The 12,006-nt window shown below is 65.3% G+C and carries 11 protein-coding genes; 2 read left to right on the forward strand and 9 right to left on the reverse strand.

Going from position 1 to position 12,006, the window contains the following annotated elements; all coding sequences use genetic code 11:
- Positions 1 to 238: 238 nt before the first annotated feature.
- Positions 239 to 2,143 carry a potassium transporter Kup gene (locus ACNFH5_RS16645; protein ID WP_416747750.1) on the forward strand — a complete coding sequence of 635 codons (1,905 nt, stop codon included), beginning with the start codon at positions 239 to 241 and terminating at the stop codon, positions 2,141 to 2,143.
- A 208-nt stretch (positions 2,144 to 2,351) separates the two neighbouring features.
- Here ACNFH5_RS16645 and ACNFH5_RS16650 read toward each other — a convergent pair whose 3' ends face one another.
- The 4 genes from ACNFH5_RS16650 to ACNFH5_RS16665 all read right to left on the reverse strand — a co-directional run bounded on the left by ACNFH5_RS16650 (position 2,352) and on the right by ACNFH5_RS16665 (position 5,130).
- Complete coding sequence (locus ACNFH5_RS16650) at positions 2,352 to 2,618, reverse strand: DUF2790 domain-containing protein (protein WP_236173051.1); 267 nt, start codon at positions 2,616 to 2,618, stop codon at positions 2,352 to 2,354.
- A gap of 267 nt (positions 2,619 to 2,885) precedes the next feature.
- Complete coding sequence (locus ACNFH5_RS16655; protein WP_416747752.1) at positions 2,886 to 3,116, reverse strand: cbb3-type cytochrome c oxidase subunit 3; 231 nt, start codon at positions 3,114 to 3,116, stop codon at positions 2,886 to 2,888.
- Between the two features lies 1 nt (position 3,117).
- Entirely contained in the window at positions 3,118 to 4,545 is a 1,428-nt protein-coding gene (gene ccoN, locus ACNFH5_RS16660; RefSeq protein WP_205339689.1) for a cytochrome-c oxidase, cbb3-type subunit I, read from the reverse strand.
- Positions 4,546 to 4,695: 150 nt separating this feature from the next.
- Positions 4,696 to 5,130 (reverse strand): NUDIX hydrolase, encoded by a 435-nt coding sequence (locus ACNFH5_RS16665; protein ID WP_416747755.1) that lies wholly within the window; start codon positions 5,128 to 5,130, stop codon positions 4,696 to 4,698.
- 120 nt (positions 5,131 to 5,250) lie between these two features.
- Between ACNFH5_RS16665 and rluB the strand changes: the two genes are divergently transcribed.
- The gene (rluB, locus tag ACNFH5_RS16670; RefSeq protein ID WP_416747757.1) at positions 5,251 to 6,711 is read left to right on the forward strand and encodes a 23S rRNA pseudouridine(2605) synthase RluB; all 1,461 of its coding nucleotides are present in this window, start codon (positions 5,251 to 5,253) and stop codon (positions 6,709 to 6,711) included.
- Between the two features lie 169 nt (positions 6,712 to 6,880).
- Here rluB and ACNFH5_RS16675 read toward each other — a convergent pair whose 3' ends face one another.
- The 5 genes from ACNFH5_RS16675 to ACNFH5_RS16695 form a co-directional block, all read right to left on the reverse strand.
- Positions 6,881 to 7,807: a GGDEF domain-containing protein gene (locus ACNFH5_RS16675; protein WP_416747759.1), complete on the reverse strand. Its 927-nt coding sequence runs from the start codon at positions 7,805 to 7,807 to the stop codon at positions 6,881 to 6,883.
- 265 nt (positions 7,808 to 8,072) lie between these two features.
- A complete protein-coding gene (locus ACNFH5_RS16680; RefSeq protein WP_416747761.1) occupies positions 8,073 to 8,816 on the reverse strand; it encodes a YciK family oxidoreductase in 744 nt (247 codons plus the stop codon).
- Between the two features lie 53 nt (positions 8,817 to 8,869).
- The gene (mupP, locus tag ACNFH5_RS16685) at positions 8,870 to 9,547 is read right to left on the reverse strand and encodes an N-acetylmuramic acid 6-phosphate phosphatase MupP (protein ID WP_416747763.1); all 678 of its coding nucleotides are present in this window, start codon (positions 9,545 to 9,547) and stop codon (positions 8,870 to 8,872) included.
- Complete coding sequence (gene ubiG / locus ACNFH5_RS16690; protein ID WP_416747765.1) at positions 9,544 to 10,242, reverse strand: bifunctional 2-polyprenyl-6-hydroxyphenol methylase/3-demethylubiquinol 3-O-methyltransferase UbiG; 699 nt, start codon at positions 10,240 to 10,242, stop codon at positions 9,544 to 9,546. The genes mupP and ubiG overlap by 4 nt, the downstream gene beginning before the upstream one ends.
- 319 nt (positions 10,243 to 10,561) lie before the next feature.
- The gene (locus ACNFH5_RS16695; RefSeq protein WP_416747767.1) at positions 10,562 to 11,890 is read right to left on the reverse strand and encodes a TRZ/ATZ family hydrolase; all 1,329 of its coding nucleotides are present in this window, start codon (positions 11,888 to 11,890) and stop codon (positions 10,562 to 10,564) included.
- Positions 11,891 to 12,006 lie beyond the last annotated feature (116 nt).

Below are 12,006 nucleotides of genomic sequence, written 5' to 3' on the forward strand. Positions count from 1 at the left end.
TAACCTCGAAGGGCGCGCTGGCGGCGCCTCTGATCAAAAAGTGCGCAATTCTAGCGGCGTCCCGCGCACTTGACCAGCCTCTCTGGGACAAGCTGTCGCACGCCGCCGGACAGCCCCGTCTGCCCGGTAATTCCGGGCAACAGGCTCTATAGTCAATCAGAACCTTCGAACCCGGCTCTTGCATCGACGAAAGGGTCGGAGCAGGATGCGCCGAATTTTTTTTGAGGAATTTTGTTACATGTCCGATGCAAGCGCCGGCACCGTTGAGCATGAGCAGCCCCATTCCAGCTCCGCCGTCGGCCTGATGGTCGGTGCCGTGGGCGTCTGCTACGGCGATATCGGCACCAGCCCGCTGTACACCCTCAAGGAAGTCTTCGTCGGCGGCTATGGCGTGCAGGCCAACCACGACGGTGTACTCGGCGTGCTCTCGCTGATCTTCTGGTCGCTGATCTGGGTGGTGTCGATCAAGTACGTGATCTTCGTCCTGCGCGCTGACAACCAGGGTGAGGGCGGGGTGATGGCCCTCTCCGCGCTGGCCCGGCGCGCCGCCACCGGACGCCGCAGGTTGCAGGCGATGGTGGTGATAGCCGGCCTGATCGGCGCGGCACTTTTCTATGGCGACAGCATGATCACGCCGGCGATCTCGGTGCTCTCGGCCATCGAGGGCCTGGAGATCGCCTTCGACGGCCTGGAACACTGGGTGGTGCCGCTGTCGCTGATCGTGCTGGTCGGACTGTTCCTCATACAAAAGCACGGCACCGCGCGTATCGGCATTCTCTTCGGGCCGGTGATGGTGGCGTGGTTCGTGGCGCTGGCGGCGCTGGGGGCCTATGGCGTGTCGCAGCAGCCGGAAGTGCTGAAGGCGATGAACCCGGCCTGGGCCGTCAACTTCTTCATTTCCCACCCGGGCATCGGCGTGGCCATCCTCGGCGCCACCGTGCTGGCGCTGACCGGCGCCGAAGCGCTGTACGCCGACATGGGCCACTTCGGCCGCAAACCCATCGCCCGTGCCTGGTTTGCCCTGGTGCTGCCGGCGCTGGTGCTGAACTACTTCGGCCAGGGTGCGACTATCCTGGTCAACCCGGAAGCCGCGCGTAACCCGTTCTACCTGACCGCGCCGGGCTGGGCGCTGGTGCCCATGGTGGCGCTGTCCACGGCGGCCACGGTGATTGCATCGCAGGCCGTGATTTCCGGTGCCTTCTCCCTGACCCGTCAGGCGATCCAGCTCGGCTACGTGCCGCGCATGGTGATCCAGCACACCTCCAGCCACGAGCAGGGGCAGATCTATATCGGCATGGTCAACTGGGCGCTGATGGTCGGCGTGGTGTTGCTGGTGCTGGGCTTCGAGTCCTCTGCCGCACTGGCCTCGGCTTACGGCGTGGCGGTGACCGGCACCATGCTGATGACCACGCTGCTGATGGGCGTGGTGGTCTGGCTGATGTGGAAGTGGCCGCTGTGGCTGGCGATTCCGTTCTTCCTGATGATGCTGTTCGTCGACACTCTGTTCTTCGCCGCCAACCTGCCCAAGGTCGTCCAGGGTGGTGCCTTCCCGGTGATCGCCGGTATCGGCCTGTTCATCCTGATGACCACCTGGAAGCGCGGTCGCCAATTGCTGGTGGATCGTCTGGACGAAGGCTCGCTGCCGCTGCCACTGTTTATTTCCAGCATCCGCTCGCAGCCGCCGCACCGCGTGCAGGGCACCGCCGTGTTCCTCACCGCGCGCACCGACGCCGTGCCCCATGCGTTGTTGCACAACCTTTTGCACAACCAGGTGCTGCATGAGCAGGTCGTGCTGCTCACCGTGGTCAACGAAGACAGTCCGCGGGTTGCCCCGGACCGCCGATTCGAGGTGGATGCCTACGGCGAAGGCTTCTTCCGCGTGGTGCTGCACTTCGGCTTTATCGAAGACCCGGACATCCCGCAGGCGCTCAAGCTGTGCCACCTCAATGAGTTGGACTTCAGCCCGATGCGTACTACCTATTTCCTCAGTCGCGAGACGGTGATCCCATCCAAGCTGATCGGCATGGCGCGCTGGCGCGAGGCGCTGTTCGCTTTCCTGCTGAAGAACGCCAACGGCAACCTGCGCTACTTCAACCTGCCGCTGAACCGGGTGATCGAGCTGGGGACGCAGGTGGAAATCTGATCCGCCCACGCACGAAAAAGCGCGCCAATCGGCGCGCTTTTTCGTTTAGGTTGGTTCGCGAGCAAACTCGCTCCTACAAAGAGCACACCAGCGTCTACCTGTAGGAGCGAGCTTGCTCGCGAAAAGATGGAGCCAGGATCGCCCCCCGACCGCCACCACTGGCTCGCGGGGTTTGGCCAAGACAGCCGGAGGGCGATATTCGTGAGACTCAGCCCTGGCTGGTGCTGCCGCCCCATTCGAGGAAGCGCACCTTGTGGGTCTGGCCCTCGTGATCCTGATAGACCATGTATGCCGGTACGATGCCGACCTTGCCGGAGTTGTCGGTGCGGTGCAGGACCTTGTCGACGTCCAGGGACATGCCGTAGTGGTATTCGGTGGCCGGCAGATCGGCGCCGGGGTTCTTGATTGCGTCCTGGGCAAAAGCCATCGGGGCGAGGCTGGAGATGACAGCCGACACGACAGAGGCAAGCTTCATTCTTTATTCCCTCGGTGAAACGCTCGGTGAGGGCCCGCGGGGCCCTTGAATGGGTTTGAAAGCCCCACCGGGGAGCACTGGCATCGATGATGTCTGTCCTGGGGTCCAGACAGGACAGGGGACGATGCTTCAGGCGTCCATCAGGTGGCGGGGCACGGGAGTGATATTCCTCCTCGGGCCCGCCGCCGGGAAATTGATGTGCTTGCTAATGAAAATTGATGGAGGTGATGTGGCGCTCTGTCGCAGGCATGCCCGCAAAGTGCCGTACTAGGGCTGCCAGTCGCGCCAGTGCTCGCAGTCGCCTTGGCAGCGGCCGGGGCAGGCGCAGCCAGTTCGGCTGCGCCCGGTGGCTTTCTCCATGCGTCTGGCCACGTCCTCGTCATCGGCGAAAGGCAGCATGCTGGCCTCCTCGATACCGCGCTGACGGTGCGCCCGCAGGCTCCAGCCGATACCGAAGTACATCGCCAGCAGGCCGACCAGCCCCAGCCACAGCGTCATCTCAGGCCATCCTCTCGGCGACGCGCATGGCTTCCGGGCGCGCCTGGCGCACGGTCACCCAGGTGTTCCAGGCCATCAGCAGCATGCCGCTGAGGAACATCAGCCCGCCGGTCATCCGTACCACGAAGCCCGGGTGGCTGGCCTGCAGCGCTTCGACGAAGGAGTAGGTGAGCGTGCCGTCGGCGTTCACCGCCCGCCACATCAGGCCCTGGGTGATGCCGTTGACCCACATCGAGGCGATGTACAGGACCGTGCCGATAGTGGCCAGCCAGAAGTGTGCGTTGATCAGACCGATGCTGTGCATCTGTTCGCGACCGAAAACCTTGGGAATCAGGTGATAGAGCGAGCCGATGGAGATCATCGCCACCCAGCCCAGCGCGCCGGCATGGACGTGGCCGATGGTCCAGTCAGTGTAGTGAGACAGGGCATTGACGGTCTTGATCGCCATCATGGGGCCCTCGAAGGTCGACATGCCGTAGAACGCCAGCGAGACCACGAGGAAGCGCAGGATCGGATCGGTACGCAACTTATGCCAGGCGCCGGAGAGGGTCATCATGCCGTTGATCATGCCGCCCCAGCTCGGTGCCAGGAGAATCAGAGACATCACCATGCCCAGCGACTGTGCCCAGTCGGGCAGGGCGGTGTAATGCAGGTGGTGTGGGCCGGCCCAGATGTACAGGGTGATCAGCGCCCAGAAGTGCACGATGGACAGCCGGTAGGAATACACCGGGCGCCCGGCCTGCTTGGGCACGAAGTAGTACATCATCCCGAGGAAGCCGGTGGTGAGGAAGAAGCCCACCGCGTTGTGCCCGTACCACCATTGCACCATCGCGTCGGTGGCGCCGGAGTACACCGGGTAGGACTTGAACCAGTCCACCGGAATGGCCAGGTGGTTGACGATGTGCAGCATCGCCGTCACCAGGATGAAGGCGGCGAAGAACCAGTTGCCCACATAAATGTGCGGTGTCTTGCGCTTCATCAGCGTGCCGAAGAACACCACCGCGTAGGCGACCCAGACGATGGCCATCCACACTGCGCCAGTGAATTCGATCTCGGCGTATTCCTTGGTGGTGGTGTAGCCCAGCGGCAAGCTGATCATCATCACCACGATCAGCGCCTGCCAGCCCCAGAAGGTAAAGGCGGCGAGGCTGTCGGAAAACAGACGCGTCTGACAGGTGCGCTGCACCGTGTAGTAGCTGGTGGCGAACAGCGCGCAACCACCAAAGGCGAAGATCACCAGGCTGGTGTGCAACGGGCGCAGACGCCCGAAACTGGTCCATGGCAGGTCCAGGTTCAGTTGCGGCCAGACCAGTTGAGAGGCGATCAGTACCCCCATGGCCATGCCGACGACGCCCCAGACCACCGTCATGATGGCGAATTGGCGGACTACCTTGTAGTTGTACGCCTGCTCCGTGCTTCTCGTGTTCATGCTCGATTCCCGCTTGTGACAGAACGTCCGGCGCGCAACGGACTGTGAATCCAGCGCGCTCCGGTGAGCGGGCAATCTAGGAAAATGCGGGCAGAGGAAACAGATTCAGATGGGCCGCTCAAATGCGTATCAGCGGCTCGGCGCGTGGATTCAGGCGATGTCCATGCGCCCTGCGAGGAAATGCCGCAGGCGTTCCTGCAGGTAACCCACCGCTTGTTCTTCGGCGAGGTATTCGCTGACGAGCATCAGCCGCCAGTACTGACCTTCGTCGCCAAAACGGATGGCCTCGAACTCCGCCTGTTGCAGGCGCGCCACCAGGAACCAGGCCCAGGGCGCGGGGCCGTGCGTGGCAGGGTAGCGGCGTTGCCATTCGATGCGCTGCTCGCCCAGGCGCAGGCCGAACTCCTCTTCCAGCTCGCGTAGCGCGCATTGCGCCGGGCTTTCCTCTCCCTCGCGGCCGCCACCGGGAAAGTCCCAGCAGCCGGGATAGGGAATGCCGGGCTTGTCGTCGCGCTTGTAGACCACCAGTTGGCCCCCATGGAACAGCGCGAGCTTGGCGCCGGTGAAGTCGTCTTCGTGCTGCATGGCTTCATTCCCCTGTAAGTCGACTAGTCTTTCCCGACTGCGGGCGGTGCTTTGCCGCGCACAAGCGCGTATGATGCGCGACCTTTTTCTTCGTTGCACGACACACCGGGAGGTGCCGAGATGAACGACCAGCACGAAAACACCGAACTGACCCCCGCTCCGGAAGGCGAGAAGCTGCAGAAGGTCCTGGCCCGCATGGGCGTGGGCTCGCGCCGCGACGTCGAAGCCTGGATCGAGGAGGGCCGGGTCAAGGTCAATGGCGCCGTCGCCACCCTTGGCCAGCGCGTGGGCGACCGCGATGCCATCGCCGTCGATGACCGCCTGCTCAAGCGCGAGAAGATCGAAGAGCACGTCCGCCGCGTGCTGATCTACAACAAGCCCGAAGGCGAAGTCTGCACCCGTGACGATCCGGAAGGCCGTCCGACCGTGTTCGACCGCCTGCCGCGCCTGCGCAGCGGCCGCTGGATCAACGTCGGCCGCCTGGACATCAACACCACCGGTCTGCTGATGTTCACCACCGACGGCGAACTGGCCAACCGCCTGATGCACCCGTCCTACGAGATGGACCGCGAGTACGCCGTGCGCGTGCGCGGTGAAGTCGACGAAGAGATGATCGAGCGCCTGAAAGCCGGCGTGATGCTCGAAGACGGCCCTGCCAAGTTCAGCGACATCCAGGAAGCGCCGGGTGGCGAAGGCTTCAACCACTGGTACCACGTGGTGGTGATGGAAGGCCGTAACCGCGAAGTCCGCCGCCTGTGGGAATCCCAGGGCGTGGTGGTCAGCCGCCTGAAGCGCGTGCGCTTCGGACCGGTCTTCCTGACCTCCGAGCTGACCATGGGCCGCTACCGCGAGATGGGCCAGCGCGAGCTGGACATCCTCAGCGAGGAAGTCGGCCTGACGCCGGTCGCCCTGCCGGCGGTCTCCACCAAGACCAAGGAAAAGGTCGAGCGCCAGGAGCGCAAGCTCGGCAAGAAGCTGGCGCCCAGCGAGCGTCCGGGCCGTGGTTCGCGTACCCGTACCGAGCGTGTTGAAGGCGAGCGTCCGCAGCGTGCTCCGCGCCCGGCGGCCGGTGAACGTCCGGCTCGTGCTGCGCGTGATAGCGACGAGCGTCCGGCGCGCGCACCGCGCGACAGCGCTGACCGTCCGGCCCGCGCTCCGCGTGATGCCGGTGATCGTCCGGCTCGTGGCCCGCGCAGTGATTCCGCTGACAGCCGCGCCCCGCGCAAGCCGCGTGACGCCGGTGGTGATCGTCCCGCTCGCGCACCGCGCGATGCCGGTGACCGTCCGGCCCGTGGCCCGCGTAGCGATTCGGCCGATAGCCGCGCCCCGCGCAAACCGCGTGATGCTGGTGGTGATCGTCCTGCTCGTGCTCCGCGCGACGGCGCTGATCGTCCGGCCCGTGGCCCGCGCAGCGATGCCGGTGAGAACCGTGCGCCGCGCAAGGCTCCGAGCGACCGTCCGGCGCGTGAAAAAGGCGCCCCGCTGGCCGAGCGTCCCGGCAAGCCGGTCGCGCGCAAGCCGATCGCCAAGCGCCGCCCGCAGGCTGCTGGCGACGGCATGCGTCCGGGCTTCAAGCGCTAAGCGTCAGCGGTAAATGGAAAAGGGCTCCTCGGAGCCCTTTTTCTTGCCTGCGATTTACCGGAAGTCTTCTGTAGGAGCGAGCTTGCTCGCGAACCCGCTTGACGCCAGAGCTGCCGGGAAACCCTTTCACGAGCAAGCTCGCTCCTGCAGGGTTGCCTCTCTCGCTGGATCAGCTGGCGCAGGCCAGCCGGTTGCGGCCGTCCCGCTTGGCCTCATAGAGGGCACTGTCGGCGCGGCGCAGCAGGTCATCCACCGACTCGCCGCCGTTGAGCGTCGCGCAGCCCAGGCTGATGGACAGCGGCAAGCGCTTGCCGTCGGCGGCCAGGTTCAGCTCTTCCACGGCAGCGCGCAGCCGTTCACCTACCTGTACGGCGGCAGCGCCGGGGGTATTGGAGAGCAGCACGAGAAATTCTTCTCCCCCGAAACGGAACACCATATCGACGTTACGCAGGCTGTTCTTCAGCGCCGTGGCGACGGCGCGCAGGGCGTCGTCGCCGACGCTGTGGCCATGTTCGTCGTTGATCTGCTTGAAGTGGTCGAGGTCGAGCATGAGGATCGACAGCGGCAGCAGATGGCGGCGCGCCACCTCGACCTCGCGGGCCAAAGTCTGGTCCATGGCGATGCGGTTGCCGGTGCCGGTCAGCGCGTCGCGCAGCGCCGATTGCACGGCGGCGCGGTAGAGCAGGGCGTTGCGCAACGGGTAGAGCAGGCAGGCCATCAGCGATTCCAGCTGCGACAGCTCTGCCTCGGAGAAGCGGCGGGCGCGGCGGAAGCTGATCTCACCGAGGTATTCGCTGGCGTGGGTCAGGCGGTAGTCGGCGCTGTGCCGGGCCGCTTCGCCGAACTCCAGGCGCAGGTCGGCGCCGGCATGGCAGTAGGCCATGTATTCCACCGGCAGCATCTGCTGGATCTCGCGGAAGAACACCGCCAGGATGCGCTCGGCCTCCAGGCTCACCTGCAATTGCAGGTTCAGTTGCTGGCGCAGTTCCAGCAGGTCCAGCGGACGCCGCGAAGGTGTGCGGATGTCCTGGCTGGCTGCGCGCTGGAGCTTGGCAGCATCGAAATCGATGGTGTTGGACTGCTTGGGAGGAACCATGGCGGTGACCATTTTTACGGCGTTTGCAGGGGTAGAGCGATTTCCGTGCCAGGGCGCGGAAAGGCCTGAAAAGACGCCGTATTGACCGACCGATGGCGGTCAGGGTTCCCGAGGGGATCAAGGTTTCGCCAGAAGTCTGGCGAAATAGTGGCACTTTGCCGGAGGGCGGCGAGCGGCGGAGCCGGAAAATTGGCGGGAAGCGGCGTCGTTGCTGGGCTGCAGGTCGACGCCGCTGGTACGTCAGTACCGAATCTTCAGGTCGGAATCAGTCCTGGGCGTTGAAGGCCTGGCCGTTCACACCCTTGCTGTCCGGGCCCATGAGGTACAGGTAGATCGGCATGATCTCTTCCGGCGCCGGGTTGTTGTAGGCGTTCTCGCCCGGATAGGCGTGGGCGCGCATGGCGGTCCGGGTGGCGCCAGGGTTGACGCTGTTGGCGCGCACGCTGGTGATGTCCTCGCACTCGTCCGCCAGCACCTGCATCAGACCCTCGGTGGCGAACTTCGACACCGCGTAGGCACCCCAATAGGCGCGGCCCTTGCGGCCGACGCTGCTGGAGGTGAAGACCACCGAGGCATCCTCGGAGAGCTTGAGCAGCGGCAGCAGGGTGTGAGTGAGGCTGAACATGGCGTTGACGTTCACCTGCATGACGCGGGTGAAGTTATCGGTGGAAATCTGCTCGATGGGTGAGCGCACGCCGAGGATCGAGGCGTTGTGCAGCAGGCCGTCGATCTTGCCGAACTCTTTCTCGATCATGGCCGCCAGTTCGTCGTACTGGTGGGGCAACGTGGTTTCGAGGTTCAGCGGGATCACCACGGGTTCCGGATGGCCGGCGGCGACGATCAGGTCATAGACCTCGTTGAGGAAGTCCTCGGTCTTGCCCAGCAGCAGCACGGTGGCGCCGTGGGCGGCGAAGGCGAGCGAGGCGGCCCGGCCGATACCGCGGCCAGCGCCGGTCACCAGGATCACGCGGCCCTTGAGCAGGTCGGGGCGGGCGGAATAGTCGAACATGGTTTCTCCTAGGCGGAGCCCGTCAGCGCATGGACGGGCTCGCGAGGTTCGGCTCAGCAGGAGCAGAGGGCGCGGTCGAGGACGGCGAGCAGGTCGCGGGGATGGTCGACGATGACGTCGGCGCCCCAGTGCGCGGGGTTGTCGTCCGGGTGGATGTAGCCGTAGCGCACAGCCGCGGTCTTGGTCCCGGCGGCGCGGCCGGATTCGATGTCGCGCAGGTCGTCACCGATGAACAGCACTTCGGACGGGTCGACTTTCAGTTGGCTGCAGGCCAGCAGAAGCATTTCCGGGTCCGGCTTGCTTTTGGTGACGTGGTCCGGGCAGACCAGCACCTGCGAGCGTTCGGCCAGGCCGAGTTGCTCCATGATCGGCGCGGCGAAGCGTACCGGCTTGTTGGTCACCACGCCCCAGATCAGGCGCGAGCGTTCGATGCTCTCCAGCAGCTCCGGCATGCCCTCGTACGGGCGGGTGAGGACGGCGCAGTGCTCCTGGTAGCGGTCGAGGAACTCCTGGCGCAGGGTCTCGAAGCCAGGGGCTTCCGGGTCCATGTTGAAGGTCGCGGCGACCATGGCGCGGGCGCCGCCGGACACCACGTCCTGGATGCGCTGGTCGTCGATCGGCTCGCGGCCATGGGCTTTGAGCATTGCCTGGCAGACGGCGATGAAGTCCGGCGCGGTATCCAGCAGGGTGCCGTCCATGTCGAAGAGAACCGCTCTGAGCATGCGATTCACTCCTCGCGCAGGGTCTGGATCATGTAGTTGACGTCGACGTCGTTGGCCAGCTTGTAGTGCTTGGTCAGCGGGTTGTAGGTCAGACCGATGATGTCCTTGACCGCCAGGCCCGCATCACGCGACCAGGCGCCCAGTTCGGAGGGGCGGATGAACTTCTTGAAGTCGTGGGTGCCGCGCGGCAGCAGGCGCATCACGTATTCCGCGCCGACGATGGCGAGGAGGTAGGCCTTCGGGTTGCGGTTGATGGTGGAGAAGAACACCTGGCCGCCGGGTTTGACCATCTTGTAACAGGCGCGGATGACCGAGGCCGGGTCCGGCACGTGCTCGAGCATTTCCAGGCAGGTCACCACGTCGAACTGCTCGGGCATTTCCTCGGCCAGTTCCTCGGCGGTGATGCGGCGATACTCCACCGGTACGCCGGATTCCAGCTGGTGCAGTTGGGCGACGGCCAGCGGCGCTTCGCCCATGTCGATGCCGGTGACGGTGGCGCCGCGCTGGGCCATGGCTTCGCTGAGGATTCCGCCGCCGCAGCCGACGTCGAGCACCTTCTTGCCGGCGAGGCTGACGCGCTCGTCGATCCAGTTGACCCGCAGCGGGTTGATGTCGTGCAGGGGCTTGAACTCGCTTTCGCGGTCCCACCAGCGGTGGGCGAGGGCCTCGAATTTGGCGATCTCGGCGTGGTCGACGTTGCTCATGGGGTCCCTATTGATCAAAAAGCTGGAAACGAAGACTGACTATGATGCCAGCTTCGTGGAATGGATGGGGCGCGGCATGACAGATTGTCGCAGCGGCGCGAACTTAATGGGGTTTGCCGTGGCGGTGGGGGTATCGGCACCAGGCGTTACCCTCTCCCCAGCCCTGGCTGCGCGCCCCGCTCCGAAGGGAGAGGGAGTTGTCCTCTGTGATGTTCAGGTTGGGTGTTCTTCCTGGTGTATCAGGGACACCCCATATTCTCGATTAGCGCCGAACAGCCCCCTCTCCCTTCGGGGAGAGGGGGCTTTCAGGCTCTGTAGGCTATCGGACGCCAGCGATCTTTTGGCCCCACTCGCTGGCCACGGCGATCAGGCGCTCTTCGTCCAGGCGGGTGAGCTTGCCGTCTTCGAGCAGTTGCTTGCCGCCGACCCAGACGTGACGCACGCAGTCGCGGCCGCTGGCATAGATGAGCTGGGAGACCGGCTCGTACACCGGCTGCTGGGCGAGGCCCGAGAGGTCGAAGGCGGTGATATCGGCAGACTTGCCCAGTTCCAGGCTGCCGGTTTCCTGCTCCATGCCCAGGGCGCGGGCGCCGTTGAGGGTGGCCATGCGCAGGGCGCGATGGGCGTCCAGTGCGGTGGCCTGGCCGGCCACGGCCTTGGCCAGCAGGGCGGCGGTGCGAGTTTCCCCGAGCAGGTCCAGGTCATTGTTGCTGGCGGCGCCGTCGGTGCCGATGGCGACGTTGACGCCGGCCTGCCACAGTCGCTCCACCGGGCAGAAACCGCTGGCCAGCTTGAGGTTGGACTCGGGGCAGTGCACCACCGAGCTATTGGTCTCCACCAGCATGGCCAGGTCTTCCTCATTCACCTGGGTCATGTGCACGGCCTGGAAGCGCGGGCCGAGCAGGCCCAGGCGGTGCAGGCGAGCCAGCGGGCGCTCGCCATGCTTTTCCACGGCCTGCTGGACCTCGAAGGCGGTCTCGTGGACGTGCATATGAATGCCGGCGTCCAGTTCCTCGGCAAGCATCAGGATGTTTTCCAGCTTGTCGTCGCTGACCGTGTACGGCGCGTGCGGGCCAAAGGCCACCTTGATGCGCGGGTGGTGCTTGAGGTCGTCGCGCAGCGCCAGGCCCTGGCGAATCGCCTCGTCGGCATCGCGCGCGCCGGGCACCGGGAAGTCCAGCACCGGCACGCTGATCTGTGCGCGAACGCCGGCCTTGTGTACTACCTCGCAGGCGACCTGCGGGAAGAAGTACATGTCCGAGAAGCAGATGATGCCGCCCTTGAGCTGCTCGGCGATGGCCAGCTCCGTGCCGTCGCGGACGAAGTCCTCACCGACCCACTTGGCCTCTGCTGGCCAGATGTGCTCCTGCAGCCAGGTCATCAGCGCGAGATCGTCCGCCAGGCCGCGGAACAGGCTCATCGCCGCGTGGCCGTGGGCGTTGATCAGGCCGGGGGAGAGCAGCATGCCCGGCAGCTCGCGGGTTTCCGTCGCCGGATGGCGTAGTGCTTCGGCGCGCGGTGCGAGCAGGGCAATGCGTCCGTCGCGGATGCCCAGGCCGTGGTCACGCAGGACGATGCCGGCGGGTTCCACGGGGACGATCCAGGTGGGGAAGAGCAGCAGGTCGAGCGGGACTTTGGCGGTGGGCATGAAGCGCATCCTGGGCGCGTTGATAAAGGGCCGGAGTATAGCCGAGCGCCACCGCCGCAGGCTCGGTATACTCGGCCGTTTTCCCCGCCTGGGCGGGGCAATGTCCAGGGGGCCGG

Source organism: Pseudomonas sp. NY15435, assembly GCF_048068295.1.
GTDB lineage: Bacteria > Pseudomonadota > Gammaproteobacteria > Pseudomonadales > Pseudomonadaceae > Pseudomonas.